General features: G+C 73.5%; 14 protein-coding genes and 1 pseudogene. 9 read left to right on the forward strand and 6 right to left on the reverse strand.

Features of this window, described 5'->3' with window-relative positions; genetic code table 11:
- The 3 genes and pseudogenes from ACWCXC_RS36540 to ACWCXC_RS36550 all read left to right on the forward strand — a co-directional run.
- Positions 1-91: pseudogene (locus ACWCXC_RS36540) on the forward strand (NAD(P)-dependent oxidoreductase); the annotation flags it as partial.
- Between the two features lie 713 nt (positions 92-804).
- Positions 805-1,884 (forward strand): NAD(P)H-dependent amine dehydrogenase family protein, encoded by a 1,080-nt coding sequence (locus tag ACWCXC_RS36545; RefSeq protein ID WP_450683509.1) that lies wholly within the window; start codon positions 805-807, stop codon positions 1,882-1,884.
- Positions 1,881-2,360 (forward strand): carboxymuconolactone decarboxylase family protein, encoded by a 480-nt coding sequence (locus tag ACWCXC_RS36550; protein WP_450683510.1) that lies wholly within the window; start codon positions 1,881-1,883, stop codon positions 2,358-2,360. The genes ACWCXC_RS36545 and ACWCXC_RS36550 overlap by 4 nt, the downstream gene beginning before the upstream one ends.
- 57 nt (positions 2,361-2,417) lie before the next feature.
- On the opposite strand, the gene ACWCXC_RS36555 is transcribed toward ACWCXC_RS36550, so the two are convergent.
- Positions 2,418-2,588 (reverse strand): hypothetical protein, encoded by a 171-nt coding sequence (locus ACWCXC_RS36555; RefSeq protein ID WP_450891727.1) that lies wholly within the window; start codon positions 2,586-2,588, stop codon positions 2,418-2,420.
- A gap of 135 nt (positions 2,589-2,723) precedes the next feature.
- On the opposite strand from ACWCXC_RS36555, the gene ACWCXC_RS36560 reads away from it, so the two are divergent.
- Positions 2,724-5,276, forward strand: coding sequence for a SpoIIE family protein phosphatase (locus tag ACWCXC_RS36560; protein ID WP_450891728.1), 2,553 nt, complete (start codon positions 2,724-2,726; stop codon positions 5,274-5,276).
- On the opposite strand, the gene ACWCXC_RS36565 is transcribed toward ACWCXC_RS36560, so the two are convergent.
- Positions 5,227-6,561, reverse strand: a complete 1,335-nt coding sequence (locus ACWCXC_RS36565) for a geranylgeranyl reductase family protein (RefSeq protein ID WP_450891729.1) — start codon at positions 6,559-6,561, stop codon at positions 5,227-5,229. The two genes, ACWCXC_RS36560 and ACWCXC_RS36565, sit on opposite strands and share 50 nt — an antisense overlap.
- A 345-nt stretch (positions 6,562-6,906) precedes the next feature.
- Between ACWCXC_RS36565 and ACWCXC_RS36570 the strand changes: the two genes are divergently transcribed.
- Positions 6,907-9,681: a SpoIIE family protein phosphatase gene (locus ACWCXC_RS36570; RefSeq protein ID WP_450891735.1), complete on the forward strand. Its 2,775-nt coding sequence runs from the start codon at positions 6,907-6,909 to the stop codon at positions 9,679-9,681.
- Between the two features lie 69 nt (positions 9,682-9,750).
- Here ACWCXC_RS36570 and ACWCXC_RS36575 read toward each other — a convergent pair whose 3' ends face one another.
- Complete coding sequence (locus ACWCXC_RS36575) at positions 9,751-11,934, reverse strand: discoidin domain-containing protein (RefSeq protein ID WP_450891730.1); 2,184 nt, start codon at positions 11,932-11,934, stop codon at positions 9,751-9,753.
- Positions 11,935-12,420: 486 nt separating this feature from the next.
- Here ACWCXC_RS36575 and ACWCXC_RS36580 point away from each other — a divergent pair, with 486 nt between their 5' ends.
- Complete coding sequence (locus ACWCXC_RS36580; protein ID WP_450683514.1) at positions 12,421-13,815, forward strand: helix-turn-helix domain-containing protein; 1,395 nt, start codon at positions 12,421-12,423, stop codon at positions 13,813-13,815.
- A 59-nt stretch (positions 13,816-13,874) separates the two neighbouring features.
- On the opposite strand, the gene ACWCXC_RS36585 is transcribed toward ACWCXC_RS36580, so the two are convergent.
- Positions 13,875-17,375: a M28 family peptidase gene (locus ACWCXC_RS36585; RefSeq protein ID WP_450891731.1), complete on the reverse strand. Its 3,501-nt coding sequence runs from the start codon at positions 17,373-17,375 to the stop codon at positions 13,875-13,877.
- A 265-nt stretch (positions 17,376-17,640) separates the two neighbouring features.
- Between ACWCXC_RS36585 and ACWCXC_RS36590 the strand changes: the two genes are divergently transcribed.
- A complete protein-coding gene (locus tag ACWCXC_RS36590; protein ID WP_450891732.1) occupies positions 17,641-18,633 on the forward strand; it encodes an aldo/keto reductase in 993 nt (330 codons plus the stop codon).
- A gap of 13 nt (positions 18,634-18,646) precedes the next feature.
- Here the strand turns inward: ACWCXC_RS36590 and ACWCXC_RS36595 are convergent, their stop codons facing one another.
- Together ACWCXC_RS36595 and ACWCXC_RS36600 are read right to left on the reverse strand one after the other, a co-directional pair.
- Positions 18,647-19,771 carry a serine/threonine-protein kinase gene (locus ACWCXC_RS36595; protein WP_450891733.1) on the reverse strand — a complete coding sequence of 375 codons (1,125 nt, stop codon included), beginning with the start codon at positions 19,769-19,771 and terminating at the stop codon, positions 18,647-18,649.
- Positions 19,772-20,065: 294 nt separating this feature from the next.
- Positions 20,066-20,551: an Lrp/AsnC family transcriptional regulator gene (locus ACWCXC_RS36600; protein WP_450683518.1), complete on the reverse strand. Its 486-nt coding sequence runs from the start codon at positions 20,549-20,551 to the stop codon at positions 20,066-20,068.
- A 269-nt stretch (positions 20,552-20,820) separates the two neighbouring features.
- Between ACWCXC_RS36600 and ACWCXC_RS36605 the strand changes: the two genes are divergently transcribed.
- The gene (locus tag ACWCXC_RS36605) at positions 20,821-22,374 is read left to right on the forward strand and encodes an FUSC family protein (protein ID WP_450683519.1); all 1,554 of its coding nucleotides are present in this window, start codon (positions 20,821-20,823) and stop codon (positions 22,372-22,374) included.
- 141 nt (positions 22,375-22,515) lie between these two features.
- The gene (locus ACWCXC_RS36610; protein WP_450891734.1) at positions 22,516-23,574 is read left to right on the forward strand and encodes a lactonase family protein; all 1,059 of its coding nucleotides are present in this window, start codon (positions 22,516-22,518) and stop codon (positions 23,572-23,574) included.
- Positions 23,575-23,659: the final 85 nt, after the last annotated feature.

Genomic DNA, 23,659 nt, shown 5'->3' on the forward strand with positions numbered 1-23,659 from the left:
CAGCCCCGCGGCGACCATCGCCCCCGGCGACCGCACCGGCAGCTACCGGACCGCCCTGGACGACCTCGTCACGGACGACAACGGCGACAGCGCCACCCGCTCCCTGCCACCCCTGTCGGCGTGCCGTACAACCCCGATGCCGCACCGGCGCTCCAACAGGACGCCGGGAGGGTGACGGGCCCTTCCCGGCCACCCCCCGGACGCCGCCCGGTCGCCTTCGAGCCGAGGAGCCGCTCGTGCGCACCCACCGTCCCGCCGCCCTCACCGCGGCCTCGCTCCTCCTGCCGGCCGGGCCCCCGCCACCCGGACCGGCCGGGTCCCCGGCACCCCGGGGCACGAGATCGCGCCCAGGGCCCTGACGGCCGGGGACTACGACGACAACGGCCTCGCCGACCTCGTCGTCTCCGGTCTCGCCGTCGGCGCCGCCTTCTGGGACCAGAACACGGCCGGTGTCCCGGGCGTCGCCGAACGCGCGGACCACTGGGGCGGCCAGGTCCGGCTGTCCGACGACAACGCCGTCGGCCGGGCCGCCCTGCTCGCCGCCGCCCCCGGGAGAACGCCGGCGACGGCATCGTCTGGATTCTTCCGGGCGGACCCGGCGGGGTGACGGCCACCGGCTCCCGGACCTTCGACGCGGACTCCTTCGGGAGCACGGAGAAGGGCGCCGGACACGGCGGCGCCATCGACGAGTAGAAACGCCGCCGAGGACGGACCGGAAGGCTCCGGAAGGACCGCCCGGAACCCGCCGGATCGGGTGCGCGACGACCCTGTGAACCTCGCGCCCCCCGCGCTACCCTCCGCCGCATGATTTCCACGGTGGTGTGGGGCACCGGCAACGTCGGCCGCGCGGCCATCCGCGCCGTCGACGCCCATCCGGCCCTGAATCTCGCCCACGTCCTCGTCCACGACCCCGCCAAACGGGGCCGGGACGCCGGCCGCCTCGCCGGTCTCGGCCGCGATCTCGGCGTCACGGCGACCGACGACATCGACGGCGTGCTGGCCACCGCCCCCCGGGCCGTCGTCTACGCGGCCTCCGGCGACACCCGCCCCGACGAGGCACTGGCCGACGTCGTCCGGGCCGTCGCCGGCGGCTCCGTCGTCGTCACCCCCGCCCTCTACGCCCTCTACGACCGGCGGGGCGCCCCGCCCGAACTGCGCGAACCGGTGCTCGCCGCCGTCGCCGGCGGGGGCGGCTCGCTCTTCGCCTCCGGCGTCGACCCCGGCTGGGGCAACGATGTGCTGCCCCTGCTGATCAGCGGACTCGGCACCACCCTGGACGCCATCCGCTGCCAGGAGATCTTCGACTACTCCACGTACGACCAGCCCGAATCCGTACGCGACCTCATCGGCATGGGACACCCCATGGAGTACGAACCCCTGATGCTCGCCCCCTCCGTGCCGACCATGGTGTGGGGCGGTCAGATACGCCTGATGGCACGGGCACTCGGTGTCGCCCTGGACGACATCCGCGAGACGACCGCCCGCCGGCCCCTGGAGACGGCCGTCACCACCCGCACCATGGGCGTATTCGAGGCGGGCACCCAGGGCGCGGTCCGCTTCGAGGTGCAGGGCATCGTCGGGGGCGAACCCCGCATCGTCATCGAGCACATCACCCGGATCCACCCCTCCTGCGCGCCCGACTGGCCGTCCCCGCCCGACGGTTCGGGCGCCCACCGGGTGATCGTCGAGGGCCGCCCGCGCATCGAGGTCACCGTCGAGGCGAGCGACGAGGACGAGAACCGCTCGGCGGGCGGAAACGCCACCGCCGTCGGCCGGCTGGTGAACGCCATCGACTGGCTGGTGGAGGCGGAACCCGGACTCTACGACGCACTCGACGTGCCGCTGCGCCCCGCGACCGGCCGACTGGGAAGGAAACAGCCGTGATCATCGACATCCCCGAGGGCCGCGAACCCCTCGGCTACGTCTGGGGCGAACTGGTCCCCGGCATCGGCCCGGCCGCCGCGAACCTCTCGCTGGCGGTGTACGAGCACTCCACACTGGGGCTCCGCGAGTTCGAGGCCGCCCGGCTGCGCATCGCGCAGATCAACGGCTGTCTGTTCTGCCTTGACTGGCGCACCGAGCGCGACGGGCAGAAGGTCGAGGAGGAGTTCGCGGACGCGGTGACCGAATGGCGCACCGCGGCGGCCTTCGACGAACGGACCCGCCTCGCGGCCGAGTACGCCGAACGCTACGCGCTGGACCACCACAACCTGGACGAGGCGTTCTGGGCGCGGATGACGGACCGGTACAGCCGGCGCGAGATCGTGGAACTGAGCATGAGCATCGGGTCCTGGCTCGCGTTCGGGCGTCTCAACCATGTGCTCGGACTCGACGCGGTGTGTGTGCTGCCGGGCCACTGACCCGCACTTCGGCGGCGGCCGGTCCGGAGACCGCCGCCGCCGGAACGGGGCACCGGGTCAGTTGTGGCCGAACTTCCGGTCGTGCTTGTGGGAGGTCTGCTCGGAGATCGCCTTCACCGGGCCGGACGCCGGGGCGGTGGACTTCTGGTCCTTGCTCTCCGAGGGGGCGCCGTACGCCCGGCCCCCGGTGCGGGCGCCGCGGTTCTGCCGACTCTGCTTCTTGCCCATGATCGTGCCTCCTCGACGGATCGCGGACGACGGGCACCTTTCAGATTCGCACGGCGGACGAAGCCCCGCACGTCGGCCGGGCCCGCCCGTTCCGCCGAATGGCGCGTCCCCACGCGGCGGGCGCATGCTGGCTGTGTGACCCGCTACGGCACGGTCCGGCGCACCGCACCGGCCGGCAGTGAGGGACGGACCGGCGAGAGGGACGGCACCCGGGCGCCCGACGAACTGTCGCTGGTGCTCGCGCAGGCCGTGGTGAACGCGATCGAGGCCGCCGGCGGACATGCCGGGGGCGTCTATCTGCGCTCCCGCACCCCCGGGCTGCTGCGGCTGGCCGTCCTGGCCGGACTGCCCGGCCGGCTGTTCCGCCCCTGGTGGCGGATGCATGTGAACCGTCCGTTCCCCGTGGCCGAGGCATTCCGCTCCGGCCACGCGGTGCACCTCGCCGACACCGAGGAGGCGATGCGCCGCTTCCCCCAGCTCATGGCGGGGCTCCCCTTCCCGTTCGGCTCGCTCTACGTCCCGGTCGCGGCCGGCGGCGAGCCCCTCGGGGTCCTCGTCGTCCTGCGCGCGGCGACCCCGGGCCGGCCCGTCGCCACCGCGGACCGCCGCAGGATGCGCGGTGTCGCCGAAGGGCTCGGCGCGGCGCTCGCCGGACTGCGGTCCGCGGGGACGGAGGCCACCTGGGACGACGAACCCCTCCCGGTCCGACTGCCGGCCGCCGGCGCGCCGCCCATGCGCATCGGCCGCTTCGACTGGGATCTCGGCAGCGGAGCCGTCGTCGCGGACGAGGAACTGTGCGCCGTCCTCGGCGGCGAGCGCGCGTCCTTCCCCGGCACCATCGACGCGCGCGCCGCGCGGCTCGCCCCCGAGGACGTCTACGGACTGTGGGCCCTGGCCCGCCGGGCAGAGGGCGCGCGAGGCCCGGTCGTCCGCCGGATGCGCCTGCGCGGACCCGACGGCCGCTCCCATCTGCTGGAGGTCTCCAGGCGGCGGGCGGACACCGCCCGGCCCGGCACCACCACCCACCTCACCGGTTTCCTGGTGGACCTCGGCCCCGCCCCGGTGGTCCCCGAGGCCGCCGGCCGGCTGCCGGCCGGCATCCTCTCGCTCGACCGCTTCGCCCGGATCACCTACGTCAACCGCCCCGCCGAGAAGATCCTCGGCATGCCCGCCTCCGCGCTGGTGGGACAGGTCCTCTGGGAGGCCGTGCCCTGGTTGGCCGATCCCGCGCACGAGGACGACTACCGCTCCGCGATGATCTCCGACGCCCCGGTCCACTTCCTGGTGCGCCGTCCGCCGCCCGCCTGGCTGTCCGTCTCCCTGTACCCCGGCGACGAGGGCCTGACCGTCGTCCTCACCCCCACCGACCGGCCGGCGTACACCCCGGAATCCGTCGCTTCGACCGGAGCGGGCCTCGGCTCACCGGCCGACCGCTCCGCCGCGCTCTACCGCCCGGTCGCCCTGGCCATCGCCCTCACCGAGGCCGTCACCGCCCGCCAGGTGTCCGCCGTGGTCACCGACGAGCTGCTCCCCGCCTTCGGCGGCCGGCAGCTCGCCATCTACCTGCTCAAGGAGCACCACCTCTACCTGGAGTGGGAGACCGGCTTCCCCGAGGGCTTCCTCGACCGGTTCGACGGCGTCGGCCTGGACGCCCGCATCCCCGGCGTCGAGACGCTGACCACCGGCCGGCCGCTCTTCTACGAGTCCATGGACCGGCTGGCCGCCGCCTACCCCGGCCTGCCCATGGACACCGACTACGGCGCGCGGGCCTTCCTGCCGCTGATCGCCTCCGGCCGGCACGTCGGCTCCTGCATCCTCGGCTTCGACCGGCCGCGCGGCTTCAGCCCGGAGGAGCGCACGGTGCTCACCGCTCTCGCCGGGCTGATCGCCCAGGCCCTGCAACGGGCCCAGCGCTACGACACCGAGGCCGCGCTCGCCCGCGGACTCCAGGACGTCCTCTTGCCCCGCCGGCTCGCCGTCGTCGAGGGCGTGGAGACCGCGGGCCGCTACCTCCCCGGCACCCAGGGCATGGACGTCGGCGGCGACTGGTACGACGTCATCGAGACCGGCGGGAAGCTCGCCCTGGTCATCGGGGACGTCCAGGGCCACGGCGTCGCCGCCGCCGCGACCATGGGCCAGCTCCGCAGCGCCGTACGGGCGTTCGCGCTCAGCGGGCACGACCCCCAGGAAGTGATCAGCGGCACGAACAGGCTGCTCATCGACCTCGACCCCGGCCAGTTCGCCAGCTGCTGCTACATCGCCCTGGACCCGGCGACCGGTGCCGCGCGCGCCGTACGGGCCGGCCATCCGCAGCCCGTGCTCCGCCACCCCGACGGCACCACGCAGGTCATGGACCTGCCCGGCGGCATCGTGCTCGGCGTCGACCCCGACGCGGTGTACCCGGTCGCCTCACTGAACCTGGAGCCCGGGGCCGTCCTCGCCCTCTACACCGACGGCATGGTCGAGGAGGCGGGCACCGACATCGACCTCGGGATCGAACGGCTGCGCCGCACCGTCGAGGAGACCGACGGGGCCTGTCTGGCCGACGCGGCCGACCAGGTGATCGGGAGGGCCAGACAGGAGCCCGACCGCCCCGACGACATCGCCCTGCTGCTCGCCGCCCGCCGGGCCCCGGACCTCAGCGCCGCCGCACCCCGGGCGCGGGAACGAGACGAACCGCCGTGTTGAGCACATGGTCGACGGCGTCCCGCGAGGGCCGCTCGGTGAGGTTGGTGAGCAGCCGGGCCAGCGCGTCCAGGAGCCGGGGCGAGCCCATCACGTAGCGGTTGAGGAGCGGCTGGAAACCCGACCGGCTGAAGACCAGGTCGGCCGCGGTGTTGCCCAGCCGGTAGTAGCGCCCCCAGCGGCGGTTCATCTCGACCGGGTAGTGGCCCAGCGCCCGCTCCCGGCGCGGGCCCGCGGGCAGGGCCAGGCCCAGCGCGGCCGTCTCCGCCGCCACCTCGCCCGCCTCCAGGGCCTGGCCGATGCCCTCCCCGTTCCACGGGGAGACCATGCCGCCGCAGTCGCCGACCAGCAGGAGTCCCCGCGTGTACAGCGGATGGCGGTTGAACCCGAGCGGCAGCGCCGCGCTGCGGACCGGCCCCTCCGCGTTCTCCTCGCGCAGCCCCCACTCCTCGGGCGTCCGCGCCAGCCAGCGGTCCAGCGTCGCCCGTAGATCGGCCTTGCCGTGGCGGCGGTGGGGGAGCGCCCCCAGGCCGACGTTCACCCGGCCGTCGCCCATCGGGAAGATCCAGCCGTACCCCGGCAGATAGGCGTCCCCGCGCGGGAAGCGGAGATCGGCCCAGAGCTCCAGGAACTCCTCGCGGGACCGCTCGGGGCAGCGGTAGTAGCGCCGGGCCGCCGTGGCGATCTGCCGCCGGGTGTCCCGCTCCAGTCCCATCGCCAGGGCCATCCGTGCCGAGGCGCCGTCGGCAGCGACGACGATCGGGGCGCGGTGCACCACCGGCTTCCCGGAACCGGACACCGCGGTGACCCCGGTGATCCGGCCCGAGCGGTCCGTCACCGGCCCCGTGACCTTCACCCCGGTCCGCAGCCGGGCCCCGGCCGCCACCGCGTGGCGGGCCAGGATGTCGTCGAAGTCGTGCCGGCTGCGGGTGAGACCGAAGTCCGGGTACCCGCCCAGCGAGGGCCAGTCGATGTGCACCTGGTGCTTCCCGGCCACCCAGCGCATCCCGCGCGAGCGGGTCCAGCCGGGCGCGTCGATGTCGACGCCCATCCGGATCAGCTGATGGACCGCGCGCGGGGTGAGACCGTCCCCGCAGACCTTCTCCCTGGGGAAGGAGGACTTCTCCAGGAGCAGCACATCGACCCCCGCCGAGGCGAGGTGGTACGCGGCGGACGAGCCGGCCGGGCCCGCCCCCACCACGATCACCCGGGCCTCCTCGGCGGCCCCGGAGGAACCGGGCGCGGGGCCCTGGTCCGGGGCGGAACGGTCCGTGTGCGCGTCGTGCATGGGAACCCTTTCGTGGGGGACGGTGCCGGCCGGCACCGGAACGCGCCTCGGGGCCGCACGGAGTGCGGCCCCGAGGGCGACGGACGGGCGACGGCGGTCAGTACGGCAGCGGGCGCCCGGAGGGAGTGCGCAGGTCGAGCGGCGGCGGGCGGGAGGGAAGCTGAGGACGTCGGACGACCCTGATGCGGCCCACGGACACCACCTCCTGTCGGTAATCCGTCCTATGCCCTGGCCGTGAGCCGTTCACACGTCGACGGGGACGGGTGATCGCTTCCGAACAGGCGAAGGCCGTAAATCGTTGTTAAACCTGAAGACGTGGCTGGTACAGGTCGGTTCCGGACATGGATGCACCGCTCGGCCCGGCAGCCCCATCGGCGGGAGACCGGACCCCCGGGCGGTGAAGGGGCTGGGCCCTCCCGCCCCGGGACGTCCTCTCCCGACACCCCTCGCCCCGGACGGGGCGGCAGGCTCCGCGCGTTCTTCAGCGTCCGCACGGTGGCCGGCCAGGTCTTCTTCCTGATGCTGGGCATCGTGGCGATGCTCGTCGCCGCGGCCGTCGTCGCGCTCGTCGTCCAGGGGCGCCGCGACAGCATGAAGGAGGCCCGGAGCCAGTCGCTGAGCGTCGCCCAGACCTTCGCCCACGCACCCGGGGTGGCCGCCGCCCTGGACAGCCGGAACCCCTCCCTCGTGCTCCAGCCGCGCGCCGAGGCCATCCGGCGCAGCACCGGAGTGGAGTACGTCGTCGTCGCCGGGTCCAACGGCGTCATCTACGCCCACCCCGACATCGCCCGGATCGGGAAGACCATCATCGGCCCGTACAAACCGGCCCTGGAGGGCGAGGGCATCACCCGCACCATCAAGGCCAGCCGGGGCCTCTCCGTCAACGCCGTGGTCCCCGTGGACCGCCGCGACGGCACCCCGGCGGGACTGGTCTCGGTCGGCATCAAGGTCGAGACCGTGAACCGGCTCGCCTACCCCAGCATCCCCCTCGCCCTCGGCGCGGCCGTGATCGCCCTCGCCCTCACGGCCGGCGGCGCCGCCCTGGTGAGCCGGCGCCTGGGACGCCAGACGCGCGGACTGGGACCCGCCGAGATGACCCGGATGTACGAACACCACGACGCGGTGCTGCACGCCGTGCGCGAGGGCGTCCTCATCATCGACGCGGACGGCCGTCTCGTCCTCGCCAACGACGAGGCGCGCCGCCTTCTGAACCTGCCCGCCGACGCCGACGGCCGGGACGTCACCGATCTGGGCCTGGACCCCCGCACCGCCGCCCTGCTGGCCTCCGGACGCGGCGCCACCGACGAACTGCGCCCCGCCGGGAACCGGCTGCTCGCCGTCAACCTGCGCCGCACCGGCGAACGCGGCGGCCAGCCCGGCACGGTCGCCACCCTGAGGGACACCACCGAACTGCAGGCCGTCACCGGCCGCGCCGAAACCGTACGAGAACGGCTCCTCCTCCTCTACCGGGCCGGCGCACGGATCGGCACCACCCTCGACATCACCACCACCGCGCAGGAACTCGCGGACGTGGCCGCGCCCGGATTCGCGGACTGCGTCACCGTGGACCTGGCCGACGCCGTCCTGCGCGGGGAGGAGCCCGCGGGCCCCTCCCAGGACGTGCTCGACATGCGGCGCACCGCCGTGCGGGGCGCCGGGCCCGACCTCCCGATGTACCCGATCGGCCAGGTCATCGGCTTCGTACCGACCACCGCCGAGGGCCTCGGCACCATCGGGGGCCACACCTGGATGGTGCCCGACCTCACCACCTCCCGGCAGTGGCGCGAAGCCGACCCCGAGCGGGCCGAGCGGATCCTGGCCCACGGATTCCACTCGCTGCTCTCCGTCCCGCTGCACGCCCGCGGCGTCATCCTCGGCATGGCCAACTTCTGGCGCGCCGAGACCGGGACCCCCTTCGACGAGGAGGACCTCTCCTTCGCCGAGGAACTGGTGGCGCGGGCGGCCGTCAGCGTCGACAACGCCCGGCGCTACACCCGCGAGCACCAGATGGCGGTCACCCTCCAGCGCAGTCTGCTCCCCAGCGGACTGCCCGAGCAGAACGCCCTGGACGTGGCCTACCGCTACCTCCCGGCGCAGGCGGGGGTCGGCGGGGACTGGTTCGACGTGATCCCGCTCTCCGGCGCCCGGGTCGCCCTCGTCGTCGGTGACGTCGTCGGCCACGGACTGCACGCGGCGGCCACCATGGGACGGCTGCGCACCACGGTCCACAACTTCTCCACGCTGGACCTTCCGCCGGACGAACTCCTCGGCCACCTCGACGAACTGGTCGTGCGGATGGACCAGGACGAGGACGACGGCGCGGGCGCGATCACCGGGGCGACCTGTCTGTACGCGATCTACGACGCGGTCTCCGGCCGCTGCGCGGTGGCACGGGCCGGCCACCCCGGCCCCGCGCTCGTCCTGCCGGACGGCACCGTGCGCTTCCCCGACATCCCGCCCGGTCTGCCGCTCGGCATCGGCGGCATGCCCTTCCAGGCCACGGAGCTGGAGGTGCCCGAGGGCAGCAGACTCGTGCTCTACACGGACGGACTGGTCGAACGGCGCGACCGGGACATCGACGAGGGGCTGGAGGCGCTGGGCGCGGCCCTGGCCGGTGAGGCGCGCACACCGGAGGAGACCTGCGACGATGTGCTGGAGGCGATGCTGCCCAGCCGTCCCGGCGACGACGTCGCCCTGCTGGTGGCCCGGACCCGCGTCCTCGACCCCTCCCGCCGGGTCCAGTGGGACGTCGCGCCCGACCCCGCCGCCGTCGCCGGGGTCCGCAAGGAGGCCGTCCGCTGGCTCAACGACCACGGCCTCGACGAAGAGGCATTCGTCACCGAGCTGATCCTCAGTGAACTGGTCACCAACGCCCTGCGCTACGGCACCGAACCGATCACCGTCCGCCTGCTCTACGACCGCGCCCTGATCTGCGAGGTGGCCGACTGCAGCAGCACCTCGCCGCATCTGCGGTATGCCGCGACGACGGACGAGGGCGGGCGCGGGCTGTTCCTGGTCGCGCAGTTCGCGGAGCGCTGGGGGACGCGGTACACCGAACGCGGCAAGGTCATCTGGTCCGAGCAGAAGCTCGGCGGACCCCCCTCGGTGCCGTTCGTGTGAGCGGGGCCCGGCAGTCACCGCCGGGCCCCGCGTCACGCGTTCCCCTCGCGGGGTGCGAGGGATGTGGGGTCAGGGGAACGACACCACGTTCGACGGGACCGTGGAGGTGCCCGATGTGGGGGATCCGGTGGTGTTGATGACGTGTTCGTACTGGCCCTGGCCGCCGAGGGAGACGACCAGGAGGTCGTGGAACCTCACACCCGGTTTGACGGGTGCTTCGAAGCCGTGGTCCTGGCGGATGGTGGGATCGACGTTGTAGTAGCAGTAACTGCCCAGGCCCCAGCCCTCGTGGGTGCTGACGGTGTCGTCGACCTTGTAGGCGGCGAAGCCCTTGGTGCTGCCGTTCTGGACGGCGGCCTGGTTGGGGGCGTCGTAGGACTTCTCGTTCTGGAAGAAGATCGTCCTGCCCCTCTCGCCCGACCAGCGCACGTCGTACTTGTTGAAGTGTTCGACGAACAGCCCCGTCGCCAGGACGTCGTCGCCGTTGACCTGGAGTCCGTAGTCGGAGCGGTTGGTCTCCCAGCCGACGCCGTCGCCGTGGTCGGCGCGCCACAGCCAGGTGTGGTCGATGATCGTGTCGTCGCTGTTGACGACCATGGCCGTGGTCGCCTTGCCGGCGCCCGCGCCGCCGACCCGGACGAACACGTCCTGGACGGAGGTGGGGTTGGCGGAGTGGTCGGCGGAGGCTCCGTCGGGGCCGATCTGGACGAGCACCGGGGAGTTCTGGGGCCCGGCGTCGACGAGGAGCCCGGCGAGCTTGACGCCGTCGACGTCACCGACCTTGAGGGCGGTCACACCGTTGTCCGGGACGATGGTGGCCAGGCCCAGGCCGAGGACGACGGTGTCGGCGCGGTCGATGGTGATGGGCTGGTCCACGTGGTAGATCCCGGGCGTGAACAGCAGGTGCAGCCCCTGCCGGACCGCGGCGTTGATCGTGGTGGCGGTGGCACCGGGCTTGACCACGTAGAACTGGCTCAGCGGGATGGACTCGCCCTGCGGGGTGCCGTTCCAGGAGACGCCGCGCGCGTTGGTGCGCTTGGCGGGGACGAACACCTTGTAGTCGTTGCCGTCGAGGTAGAGGAAGGGCTTCTCGCGGGAGACGGGGGTGGTGTCCAGGGTGGTGTACGGCGGGTTGGGGAAGCTCTGGGCGGGCGCGCCCTCGACACCGGAGAACGTCATGTTCCAGACACCGTTGCCCCAGCCGCCGATCGCGCTGTCGCGGGTGTACCACTGCTGCTGCGAGTACGGGCCGACCTGACCGTCGATCTTGCTGTCGGCGATGTATCCGCCGCTGGCCCAGCCGTAGCCGTTGGGGGCGAGGTTGAGTCCGCCCCTGACGTGCATCCGGCGGAAGGGGGCGGCCTGGGAGACCGCCCAGCGGTCGGTGCCGTTGACGGGGTTGAGGGCCAGGTTCTCCGCCGAGCGCCAGAAGTTCTGGGTGGCGTTTCCGTTGAACCAGCCCGCGTCCACGGTGACATCGCCGTTGAACGTGGTGTCGTCCGGCTTCAGACCGAGACCGGCGATCTGGGTGTAGAACCCGATCTGGGCGTTGATGTTGTTGTAGGTGCCGGGCTTGAACATCAGGGCGTAGCGGCCGGTGCCGAACTGGGCCGACTCCTGCTGCTTGAAGATCGCGTCCACCTTGGCCTGGATGCCGGGCGTCGACGGATCGAAGACCAGCACGTTCGGGCCGAGGTCGCCGCCGCCGGGAATCGGTGTGCCGTTCCCGCCGCCGGTGGTGCCGAAGACCTGGAACTCCCAGAGCGAGTAGCCGTACTGGGTGGCCCGCTGGGTGCCGGTCAGCCGGACGTAACGGGCGGAGCCCGAGACGTTCAGCGTCTCGTCGCCGCCGGGGCCCGTGGTGGTCGAGTAGGCGGTGCTCCAGGTGGTGTTGTCCGTGGAGAACTCAATTTTGTAGCTCTTGGCGTAGGCGGCCTCCCACTTCAGCGCGATCTGCTCGACCGAGGCGGTGGCGCCCAGGTCGACCTTGATCCACTGGGGGTCGGAGAAGGCGCTCGACCAGCGGGTTCCGTTGTCGCCGTCCACGGCGGCACGGGCGGGGGTGCCGTCGCCCTCCTGGCTGGAGGTGGTGACGGCCTTGCCCTGGGAGAGCAGGGACGGCGCCGCGTCGGCCGGGGTGGCGGGGGCGAAGGCCAGCAGGGAGACGACGAGTCCGGCGACGGCGGCCAGCACGCCGGTACGTCGTCTGCCGGCCGGAGCTGCTGGTCTGCGGAGCACGGGGGGTGCGTTCATGGGGGATGGTCTCCTGGGTCGCGGTACGGGTGCACGACACGAAGCCGGAGAGCGCTCTCTCCGGCAGTTGGGGATACTTCTCCCTCGTCTCCACTCGCGTCAATAGGTGTGCAACACCCGGTTGTGAGTGGGGTGTTGAGCACAAGAAATGACGACTGATATCTCCCGATCGACCGTATTGGCCGGGTCCTGGGGCAGGCGCGGAACGGAAACTGACGGATCATCGATTCAGGCAATGTCGACGCCGGCACGGGGAGCGACGGACGGGGAACGGGACGTCGCCACCGCGACGGGCCCGTTTCCGCGGGACGGGCCGGGGAGCGGGCCGCCCCCGCGCGGGACACCGCCGCGCCTGTTACCGGACATCTTGCGGACACCCCCGGGACAGCGGGGGCGGCCGCTCGCTATCCTCCGGGACATGAGCCGTGAGCGTGGTACGCGTGGCGCCCCTGACCTGGTGCGACGAGGTTCCAGGTGACCGAGGGCATGGGCACTGTCCCGGCGGACGCCCGTACCGCGGAGGTATGGCGGACGTTCGGGGCCCGGTTACGTCAGTGGCGCCGCCGGGCCGGGTTCACCCAGGCCCAGGTCGGCGCCCGGGTCGGCTACGACCACACCGCCATCAGCAAACTCGAACACGGCAGCCGGCGCACCCCGCTGCCGCTGGCCCGCCGGCTCGACGAACTGCTGGGCGCCGAGGGCGATCTGCTCTCCGCCTGCGAGGCGGCCGAGGCACAGGAACGCGCCGGTGACGTCCAGGTCGTCCGCCGAGGCCCGCTGCCCGGGGAGACCACCGGCGGGACCCTGCTCGCGACGCTCCCGCCCGGAGCCGTGCTGCCCCGCGCGCTGCCCGCGTACGGGCTGCTCTGCCCCACCCACGGCCGGGCCGGCTGCACGGTCCCCGCGCTCGCCGACGTGAGCGCGCTGCACGCCGCCTTCTGCGAGCGCGGCCCCGACACCCGGCCGCGTCCCGCCCTGGACGACGACACCGTGCACGCGCTCACCGCGCTGCTCGCGGTCTGTCTGCGCGCCGACGAGGAACGCGCCTGGCCCGGGGCGACGGCCGTCGTCGAGCGCACCCTGCACGCCATGCTCCGCTGGATGGCCCTCCCCGCGGCGCCCTACCAGCGGCTCCTCGCCCCGCTGGCCGCCGAGTACGCGCAGTCGGCCGGCTGTCTGCGCCTGCTCCGGGGCCGTAACGGCACCGCGATGGCCTGGCTCGACCGCTCGCTGCTCTGGGCCGCCGTGGCCGGACACGTCGGCACCCAGGTCGCGGCGCTCAGCGACATGAGCACCCTGGCCCGGCTGGAGGGCGACGGCCCCTCGGCGCTGGCGTACGGCGGAGCGATCGGGCAGGCGGCGGCGGGCCGTCCCTGGGCGGCGGCCATGAGCGACCTCTACCAGGCGCGCGGCCACGCGGTGCGCGGCGACGCCCCCAGGACCCTGCGCCACATCGACCGCGCCCGGGGCCGGCTGGACCGGATCGGCGAACGGGACGAGGCGGAGGCGCCCTGGCTCTCCGTCGCCTCCGTGCGGCTGCGGGTGGAGTCCGGAGCGGCGGGCGCGCTGCGCGATCTCGCCGCCGCCACCGGAGAGCGGCGCTACGCGCTGCGCGCCGTCGAGGCGACGGGCACGGCGCTCGGCCTGCTGCCGCCGGGGCTGCACTCCGCGCGCATGCTGTTCCTGGCGCGGATGGCCGACGCGCACGCCTGCGCCGGTGACCTCGCGGCCGCCCAGGCCGTGGCGGGCCCGGTCCTGGACACCGCCGAGATCCATCCGTCGACCCTGCTCGGACAGGAACTGCGCGGGCTGCACGCCCGTCTCGCCGCGCTCCCGGACGGCGACGATTTCGTCCGCAGGCTCGCGGCGGCCGTCCGCTGAACACGCCGGAGGGCGGGACGTGTGGAGCACGCCCCGCCCTCCTCACGCGCTGCCGCCGGTCAGCTCACGTCGAGTGTCACGTCGTCCACGACGAAGCTGGTCTGGAGATACGCGTCCTCCTGGCTGGTGAAGCCCAGGGTGACCGTCTGCCCCGCGGCGGAGCCGACGTCGAACGTCTTCTGGACGTAGCCGTTGCCCGCGTCCGTGTTCGAGTAGGTGGCCAGCGTCCGGGAACCGAGCTTGACGGTGAACGTGTCGTAGGCGACGCCGTCCGACGCCTCGTCCGTGTCGGTGCTCAGATAGAACGACAGCCGGTAGGTCGAGCAGCCCGCCGGCACGGTCAGCGTCTGCCCGAGGGTGTCGGTGTGCGTGCTGCCCCAGCCGCCGAGCCATGCCTGGTACGAGCCGCTGTGCGCGGGCTGCTCCGAGGTCCGGTTGTTGATGACGCCGGAGGACTGCGTCCAGGGCGTCGTCCCGTTCTCGAAGCCGCCGTTGGCGACGGCCTGCCGGGCCTGGCAGCTGCCGCTGCCCCCGACGACCAGCGAGTACGTGGTGGCGTGGCTGACGGAGCCGGTGCCGGTCACGGTGAGGGTGTACGTCCCGGCCGCGACCTGCGACCCGGCGGTGACCGTCATCGTGGACGAGGAGCCCGACGGGACCGAGGACGGGGAGAAGGAGACGGTGACCCCGCTCGGCGCGCCGGAGGCGCTGAGCTGCACGGTCTGCGCGGAGCCGCCGACGGTGGCCGTGGACACGGTCGCGGAGACCGTGCCGCCCGGCTGGACGGTGCCGGAGACCGGGTTCACCGACAGCGAGAAGTCGTTGCCGGTGGTGGAGCCGACCGCCGTCTTCCACAGGGTGTACGCGACCCCGTCGGCGCTGCGGTCGAGCGCGGTGGCGTTGATGTTGGCGGTGGTGTCGCAGGAGGAGTGGTAGCAGGGGTCGTAGGCGCGGCCCGCGGTCCCGCCCCACTTGGACGCCTGCGCCGAGGTCTTGGTGGCGCTCGCGCCGGTCGCGTAACCGGAGGTGGCGATGCCGCCCTGCTGGAAGGAGTAGTCGTCCGACCGGCCCTGGCCCTCGACGTTCTCCTCGGGCGCGAGGCCCAGTGAGGTCCAGTACTCCTTCATCGGCGCGGACGCCGTGGAGTTGAGGTTGTTGATGAAGTAGCCGGCGTTGGTCGAGGCGACCATGTCGAAGTTGTAGTACGCGGTGATGGCGGAGCGCTGCGCCGAGCTGAGCTGGCCGACGTAGTACTGGGAGCCCTGGAGCCCCTGCTCCTCACCGTTCCACCAGGCGAAGCGCACGTGCTTGGTCAGGGTGGGGTTCTGCTGGGCGAGCGCGAGGGCGTTCTCCAGCAGGGTCGCGGAACCGGAGCCGTTGTCGTTGATCCCGGGTCCGGCGGAGACGCCGTCGAGGTGGGCACCGAACATCACGGTCTTGTCGGACGGCCCGCCCGGCCAGTCGGCGATGAGGTTGTTGCCCGGGTAGGTGCAGGTGGCGCAGTTCTGCTCGCTGACGGTGTAGCCGGCCGCCTGGAGCTTGCCCTTCACATAGGCGAGCGAGGCCGAGTAACCCGCGCTGCCGGCCCGGCGGTTGCCGCCGTTCTGCGAGGCGATGGTGTTGAGCTGGGTCAGATGCGACTGCACGTTGGTGACGCTGATGTCCGGCGGCGTGGTGCCGGTGCCACCGCCGTTGTCGACGGTCAGGACGTACTGGGCGGTGTGGCTCTGGGTACCGGCCGCGCCCTTCACCGTCAGCGTGTACGTGCCCGGAACGGCCGCCGACGTCGTCGTCACGGTCATCGCGGAGGTCCCGCCGGACTGCACGGAGGCGGGGCTGAAGGAGACGCCCACACCGCTCGGCTGGCCGCTCGCCGACAGGGTCACCGTCTGCGGACTGCCCACGGTCACGGTCGTACGGACCGTGGACGTCACCGAGTTGCCGGGCTTCACCGAACCGGAGGCCGGGTCCAGGGCCAGCGAGAAGTCGTCACCGCTGCGCACACAGGTGGGATCGCCGCTCTGCGCGGGAACGCTCACCGCGTCCCAGGCCGCCTTGGTCCGGTCGAACAGCGCACAGGTGGTGTCGAGGTTCCGCGCGGCCGTGAGGGTCGCGGTGCGGTAGCGCTTGTACGTCATGCCGCTGGTCTTGAGCAGCATGCCGCCGTAGAACACCTTGCCGGCGGTCTGGATGCCCACACCGGTGACGGTCGAGTTGTTGCAGGTCGGGCTGGTGGGCTTGCCGCCGCCCGGGTTCGAGCCCTCGGCCAGCAGATAGAACCAGTGGTTGAGGGGACCGGCCGCCGCGTGCTCCTCGGTATTGGGGATCGAGGCGCTGTAGCAGTTCGGGTCGCCGATCTGGCCGGGGTTGTACATGATCCGGATCGGTCCGTTGCCGACGAGGTTGATCTTCTCGCCGACGGTGTAGTCCGGGTCGTCGTACGGGGCCGGCTCATTGGTGTACGCCTCGGTGAGCGCGCCCATGATGTCGCCGGTGGCCTCGCCGAGACCGGACTCGTTGTTGGCGCCGCCGGGGGTGTACTGGTCGATGCCGTGGCCGAACTCGTGGCCCACGACGTCCATGGCCGCGATCCACTGGTTGGCCTGGTTGTGGCCGATGGAGACCGTGGAGCCGTCCCAGTAGGCGTTGACGTCGTTGAGGCCGACCTTGACGGGCCAGCTGCGGCCGTTGCCGTCGTGGCCGTTGCGGCCCAGCCAGTCGCGGAGCATGTCCCACTCGTGCTGGGCGGCCCACATCACGTCGACGCAGCCCGTCTCCTTGCTGGAGGCGTTGCCGGTGCCCCAGGAGTCGGAGGACTTGGTGAAGACACCGCCGGTGCTGTAGTCGGCGCAGCTGAGTCCGGGGCGGTTCGGGTCGCGCAGCGAGTAGGAGCCGCCGGACGCGGTGGTGCTGATGGACAGCGGGGAGGGCCCGTTCCACTGGCTGTTGCCGGTGCCGGCCCGTACGTCGTCGTAGCTGTCGAGGACCGTGCCGGTGCCGGCGTCCACGAAGACGTGGAGCCGGCTCGGAGCCTTGGCTGTCCGGCCCCGCAGCACGGTCTCCCAGGCCAGCCGGGAGTTCTTGCCGCCCGCCTTGACGACCAGCCGGTGGCTCTCGACCTTGTCCACCCGGCGCAGTTGCCTCCGCGAGGTGGCCTCGGCGGCCTTGGCGGTGACCGTGGCGGTGGTGGGCACGTTGATGCGCCGCGAGACCGCCGACTGGGAGCCGCGGACGCGTCCCTTGGAGTCGGCCACGACGACCGCGTCGCCGCCGACGACGGGCAGGCCGCGGTAGGTGCGTTCGTAGGCGACGGAGTACAGCCCGTTGATCCACGGGGTCACCATGCGCCGCTCGTACCGTTCCTGGGGTCCCTTGGCCAGGGCGTCGGTGCCGCTGACGGCCGCGCGGTCGGCGGCGGACACGGCCTTCGCCAGGGCGGTGGGGGCGGGGCTCGGCGCGGGGGGCGACGGTTCCGCGGAAGCGGTCTGGCCGCCGGTGGCGACCAGCATTGCGGCGAGGACGGCCAGGGTCGTCCCGGCCGTCAACGGTCTGTGTTTCATCGAGGCTCCTCGTTTCGTGGGGACCTCGGTCACGGGCAGTGGCCTGTGCAGACGCACCCGCCCGTACGGCCGGCGGGGCCGGTCGCACCAGGGTGTCCGTGATCGGGCGACCGAACACTCACACGTCGCCATGACCGCGTCAACGAACTGCGGTCGCGCGCACGGGAGTTGGCAAGTCTGGTCAAGTCGCTCCGGGCGGAGCCCCGCCGCCGGCCCCGCCCGGCGGCCCGGCGCGCCCCGGAACGGGCCGGCCCGCGGACGTAGCATGAGCGCCATGGAACAGCGCGAACTGGGCAGGACCGGGCGGAGCGTCTCGGTCGTCGGGCAGGGCACCTGGCAGTTGGGCGGCGACTGGGGCGAGGTCGCCGAGGAGGACGCCTTCGGAGTGCTCGACGCCGCCGTCGAGGGCGGCGTCACCTTCTTCGACACGGCGGACGTGTACGGGGACGGCCGCAGCGAGCGGCTGATCGGCCGGTATCTCGCGCGCCGCCCCGACGCGGACGTCTTCGTGGCGACCAAGATGGGCCGCCGCGCCGACCAGGTGCCGGAGAACTACACCCTCGACAACTTCCGCGCCTGGAACGACCGCTCGCGCGCCAACCTCGGGGTCGACACCCTCGATCTGGTGCAGCTGCACTGCCCGCCCACGCCGGTGTACTCCTCGGACGAGGTCTACGACGCGCTGGACACGCTCGTCGCCGAGAAGCGGATCGCCGCGTACGGGGTGAGCGTCGAGACCTGCGCGGAGGCGCTGACGGCCCTGGCCCGCCCGGGCGTCGCCAGCGTGCAGATCATCCTCAACCCGTTCCGGCTCAAGCCGCTGGACGAGGTCCTGCCCGCCGCCCGCGCCGCCGGCGTCGGCATCATCGCCCGGGTGCCGCTCGCCTCCGGCCTGCTGTCCGGGAAGTACACCGCCGACACCGTCTTCGCCCCCGACGACCACCGCACCTACAACCGCCACGGCGAGGCGTTCGACCAGGGCGAGACCTTCTCCGGAGTGGACTACGCGACCGGGGTGGCCGCCGCCTCCGAGTTCGCCGGTCTGGCCCCCGAGAGGTTCACCCCGGCGCAGACCGCGCTGCGCTGGATCATCCAGCAGCCCGGTGTCACCACCGTGATCCCCGGCGCCCGCTCGGTCGCGCAGGCCCGGTCCAACGCCGGGGCGGCCACGGGCGAACCGCTGCCGCAGCGGACGCTCGACGCGGTGCGGGAGCTGTACGACCGCAGGATCCGCGCCTCGGTGCACGACCGCTGGTAGACCGCCCCGGGCGTCAGCGCCCGCCGCCGGGGGAGGCGGGCGCGCCCGAGGGGCCGGTCTCCTGCGGGGTGGTGGCCGAGCTGGAGTCGGGCGAGAACAGGCTCATTCCCAGATAGACGGCGGCGAAGAAGGCGATGACGCCCGCGATGGCGCTGGCCACCCGGGGCCGCCGCCGGATCGCCTCGCGGGTGGTGCGGCGGGGTCTGCTCCGGGCGCGCCCGGCCGCCGCCCGCCGGCCGTGGCCGGGGGCCTGCGGGAGCCGGTACGTCGTCGGAACCCCCGCGTCCGCGCTCCCGGGCCCGCCCGGCGCGGTGCCGGGGAACGCGGCCGGTGCGAGCGGGGTGTGCGGCGGAAGGGGGGCGGGCAGCGGCTCCGGCATGCCCCGCCAGGCACCGCTCTGGAACCAGTCGGCGACCTCCTGGGCGCCCGGCCGGTCCTCCGGCTGCTTGGCCAGCAGCCCCAGCAGGTAGGCGTCGAAGGCCGCCGGTACGTCGACCCCCTGCTCCCGCAGCGGCAGCGGCGGGGTGTCCACGTGCTGGTACAGCGTCGCCGTCGGTGTGGCCGCGCGGAACGGCGGCTGCCCCAGCAGCAGTTGGTAGACCACGCAGCCCAGCGCGTACATGTCCGAGGCGGCGCCCGCCGTCCGGCCGAGGGCCCGTTCCGGCGCGAGGTAGAGGCTGGTGCCGACCACGTGCCCCGTCGTGGTGAGGGCGGCCGAGGGGTCGTCGACGAACTGGGCGATGCCGAAGTCCGCGATCTTCACGGTCCCTTCGGCGTCCAGGAGCAGATTGCCCGGTTTGATGTCGCGGTGGACGATGCCCTGACGGTGGGCCGCGGCCAGCCCGGCGGCCGCCTGTCCGGCGATCGAGGCGGCCTGCTCCGGTCCCAGCCGCTCCTGCGCCCGCAGCAGATCGGACAGGCTCTGGCCCTCGACGAGCTCCATGACCAGGAAGAGGCGGTTCTCCCAGAACCCGAAGTCGAACACGGCCACCAGATGCGGATGGCTCAGCCGGGCGGCGGTCTGCGCCTCCAGCCGGAAGCGCGCGGTCGCCGACGCGTCGGCGTGCTCGCCGAGCAGCAGTTTCACGGCGACGGCCCGGCCGAGCACCTCGTCCGCGGCCCGCCAGACCTCACCCATGCCGCCACGGCCGATGGCGGATATCAGGCGGTACCGACCAGCAACCAGCACCTTGCACACCCATCTCGTGTCGCTCGCGAATCCCGGCCGGCTCCGGCCGGTGGCCCCTGAGGCCGCCGCGTCGGCGGCCTCGCCGGGGACGGCGTACGGGGCGGAGCACGCGGCAAGATCAGGATATCCGGCGGACCGGAGCTTCCACGACCGGCCGCCCCCCGTCCGGCGCTCCCGGCCGGTGAAGCGGCCGAAAACGGCGCCGTGCGTGGCGCGTTCACGTCCGGACGGGCGTGGAGGGGGTCAGGTCCCGGTGGACGCCGCCGTCCGGCCGACGGCCTCCACCAGGGGCAGCAGCCGGTGCGGCACCCGCTCGCGCAGGGCGACCTCGGTGCGGGTCCTGACCACCCCGGGCAACTGGATCAGCCGCTGGATCACGTCCTCCAGATGCCCGTTGTCCCGGGCCACCACCCGGGTCAGCAGATCACCGCCGCCCGTGGTCGAGAACGCCTCGACGATCTCCGGGACGGCGGCCAGCGCCTCGCCGACGTCGTCCAGGTGTCCCTGTGTCACCTCCAGATGGACGAAGGCGAGGACGGGGTGGCCGAGTGCGGCGGGGGAGAGGAAGGGGCCGCTGCCCGTGATCACACCGTCGCGCTCCAGCCGGTCGATCCGGGCCTGGAGGGTGCCCCGGGCGATGGACAGGATCCGGGCGTACTCGCGCACGCTCGTCTCGGGCTGCTCGATGAGCAGCCTGAGGATCCTGGTGTCGAGCGCGTCCACCGCCATGGTCCGTCGGCCTCTCCTCGTGCTTCGATCGGGGCAGAGACTGTACCAACGGCCTCCGGGCGGCCCCGGCCGCCGGGCCGCTCCGGCCCCGCGTCCCGCGCCGGGGGCGGCTGACACGGTCCGCTGGTCCGTTGGCCGGTCGCTGGCGCGTCCTTGGTCCCATTGGATGTGCCATTGGCTCAGTGGTGAGCGGCCGGTTTGAGCCAATGGGGTCGAGGATGCTGTGATGTACCTGTCGATGGCGCTGCGGATTCCGCGGCGCCTTTTTCATGCCGGTACGGACCACCGGCGGACGGAGGCGGGGAGCGGCAGTGCTGAGGAGAGCGTTCGTGGCCCGGGACCCGGGACGGCTGCGGCTGCGCTTCGCGCTCCGCGCCGTCCTCGGCATCGGACTCGCGGTGACGGTGTGCGGACTCGCCGGACACACCCTGGAGGCCGCCGTCGCCGGGGGACTCGCCGCGCTGCTCGCCCTGTTCACGGTGACGGACCCGACCGTGCGCGGACAGGCGGTCACCACCGCGCTCCTGCCCGCCGTCGGCCTCCCGGTGCTCTCGCTCGCCGCCCTGCTGCACGATCTCCCCGTCGCGCGCGACCTGGCGTTCCTCGCCGTCGTCGGGGCCGGGGTGTACGCGCGCCGTTGGGGTCCCCGGGGCCACGCCCTCGGCGTCTTCGGCTTCATGGCCTACTTCTCCGCCCAGTTCCTGCACACCGTGCCCGGCCGGCTGCCCGAGCAGTGCGCGGCCGTCCTGCTCTCGCTCGCCACCGCCTCCGCCGTGCGCTTCGGGGCGTGGTGCTACGAGCGGCGGATCGCGGCGCCCGTGGCCGTCGCCCCGCCCGCCGGGGCGACGGGGCTCGGCCGGATCACCACGCGCCAGGCCGTGCAGGCCGTGGCCGGGGCGGGCTTCGCGCTCGGCGTCGGGCACCTCCTGTCCGGCGAGCGCTGGTACTGGGCGGTGGGCGCCACCTGGTGGGTGTTCGTCGCCACGACCTCACGCGGCGAGACCGTCGTCCGGGGGTTCCGGCGCCTCCTGGGGACGGTGCTCGGGATCGGCCTGGGCTTCGCCGTGGCCGTGCCCCTGCACCACCAACCGGTCGCCGCCGCCGTGGTCGTGGCCCTCAGCGTCTTCGGGATCTTCTACACCGCGGCCGTCTCGTACACCTGGATGATGCTGGCCGTCACCGTGATGGCGAGCATGCTCTACGGGCTGCTCGGCGTCCTCGACACGGGGCTCCTGGTGCTCCGGGCGACCGAGACGGCGGCCGGTGCGCTCGGTGCCGTCCTGGCCGTGCTGTTCGTGCTGCCCGTGACCACGCACTCGGTCACCGAGGCGTGGGTGGAGAGGGCGCTGCGCTGTGTGCACGCCTGCACGGCCGACGCCGCCGCCCGTCTCGCGGGGAGCGAGGCCGCCGACCCGCACCGCCGTGTCGCCGAACTGGAGGCGATCCTCGGCCGGGTACGGCTCTCCCTGGCCCCGCTGGTGCACCCCCTCAACCCGCTGCGCGCCCGCAAGCGGCGCGCCCGGCACGTCCGGGAACTGCTGGACGACTGCGCCCGCGAGGTGCGCGGACTGGCCGCCGTCGCCGCCGACCCGGACGCCTCGCACGATGTCCGGCTGGCCGCCGCCTGCTGGCGGGTGCAGGCCGCCGTCGAGGCGCTCACCGACACGTCCGCCGGCCCGCGCGACCCGCGCCCCGGCCCCGAGGCTGCCGAGGAGCCGGCCGGCACCGAACCCGTGCTCGCCCACCTCCACGCCCTGGAACGCGCGCTGGCCGAACTGGCCGTCCCGCTGCGCCGGCCGCACCGGATCGCCGTGGGCGCCTGAGTCCCGGAGCGGCGGACCGGGGCGGGAACGGCGCCGAACCGTACCCTTGGTCTAGACCGCAGCCGTGGCACTGCTACGGTCGCGGCGGAAGATCACCCGGCCCCGGGGCCCGGTGATCCGTCGGCGGAGAGAGGCAGCGCGGTGGAGAACAGCAACGGGCCCGGCCGGGCCTTCATCGGGTCGTTCACCTCGGCGGGCGGGCGGGGTATCACCGTCGCCGCCGTGGACGGCGAAACCGGGGCGCTCACCGTCCTCGGCACGACGGACGCCGTCCCCGACCCCTCGTACCTGGCGCTCGGCGACGGCCCCGACGGCACGCTGCTCTACGCGGTCAGCGAGACGGAGGCGGGGGCCGCGGCCGCGCTCGACATCGCCGGGGACGTGCCGGCCCTCCTCGGTGCGTTGCGGCCGGTCGGCGGCGACGGCCCCACCCACCTCGCCCGCACCGCCGGCCACGTCCTCACCGCGAACTACGGCGCGGGCAGCGTCAGCGTCCTGCCGGTGCTGGCCGACGGCTCGCTCGCCGCGACCACCTGTGTGTACGCCCACGAGGGCGACGGCCCGGTCACCGAGCGCCAGCAGGCGCCCCACGCCCACCAGGTGCTGCCCGACCCCACCGGAACCTGGATCCTCAGCGTCGACCTCGGCACCGACTCGGTGCGGGTCTGCGCGCTGGACGAGGAGACCGGCGAGCTGCGGCCGCACACCGAGACGGCGCTGCGACCGGGCACCGGGCCGCGCCACCTCGCGTTCCACCCGGCGGGCACCCACGCCTATGTGCTGAACGAGCTGGAGCCCACGGTGACGGTCTGCCGCTGGGACGCCGCGGCCGGGACCCTCGACGCGGTCGGGGAGACGCCCGTCCTGCCGGACGGCGCGACCGACGACGGGCCGAGCTACCCCTCCGAGGTCGTGGTGGCGCACGACGGCCGCTTCCTGTGGGTGGCCAACCGGGGCCACGACAGCATCTCCGTGCTGACCCTGGACGAATCCGGCGACCACGCCGCCCTCGTCACGACGGTGGGCTGCGGCGGCCACTGGCCGCGCGACCTGGCTCTCGACCCGAGCGGAACCCGGCTGTACGCCGCCAACGAGCGGTCCGGGGACGTCAGCTGGTTCGCCGTCGACGCGGAGACCGGCATCCCGGCCCCGGCCGGATCGCTGGAGGTCCCCGCCGCCTCATGCGTGGTGTTCGGCTGACCCGTCCCTCCGCCGTGCCCCGGTCCGCCGCCCCGGCCGCACCGCGAGCTGCCGCCGCACGTGCCGGCGCTGGGCCACCATGTCG

This window comes from Streptomyces sp. NPDC001515, assembly GCF_053597115.1.

Excerpts from the sequence above, each read along its gene's own strand:
- ACWCXC_RS36605 (WP_450683519.1), top strand. The coding sequence starts at position 20,821 with ATGCCGGTACGGACCACCGGCGGACGGAGGCGGGGAGCGGCAGTGCTG.
- ACWCXC_RS36545 (WP_450683509.1), top strand. The coding sequence starts at position 805 with ATGATTTCCACGGTGGTGTGGGGCACCGGCAACGTCGGCCGCGCGGCC.
- ACWCXC_RS36580 (WP_450683514.1), top strand. The coding sequence starts at position 12,421 with ATGGGCACTGTCCCGGCGGACGCCCGTACCGCGGAGGTATGGCGGACG.
- ACWCXC_RS36575 (WP_450891730.1), bottom strand. The coding sequence starts at position 11,934 with ATGAACGCACCCCCCGTGCTCCGCAGACCAGCAGCTCCGGCCGGCAGA.
- ACWCXC_RS36555 (WP_450891727.1), bottom strand. The coding sequence starts at position 2,588 with ATGGGCAAGAAGCAGAGTCGGCAGAACCGCGGCGCCCGCACCGGGGGC.
- ACWCXC_RS36570 (WP_450891735.1), top strand. The coding sequence starts at position 6,907 with ATGCACCGCTCGGCCCGGCAGCCCCATCGGCGGGAGACCGGACCCCCG.
- ACWCXC_RS36590 (WP_450891732.1), top strand. The coding sequence starts at position 17,641 with ATGAGCGCCATGGAACAGCGCGAACTGGGCAGGACCGGGCGGAGCGTC.
- ACWCXC_RS36585 (WP_450891731.1), bottom strand. The coding sequence starts at position 17,375 with ATGAAACACAGACCGTTGACGGCCGGGACGACCCTGGCCGTCCTCGCC.
- ACWCXC_RS36595 (WP_450891733.1), bottom strand. The coding sequence starts at position 19,771 with ATGGGTGAGGTCTGGCGGGCCGCGGACGAGGTGCTCGGCCGGGCCGTC.
- ACWCXC_RS36600 (WP_450683518.1), bottom strand. The coding sequence starts at position 20,551 with ATGGCGGTGGACGCGCTCGACACCAGGATCCTCAGGCTGCTCATCGAG.
- ACWCXC_RS36565 (WP_450891729.1), bottom strand. The coding sequence starts at position 6,561 with ATGCACGACGCGCACACGGACCGTTCCGCCCCGGACCAGGGCCCCGCG.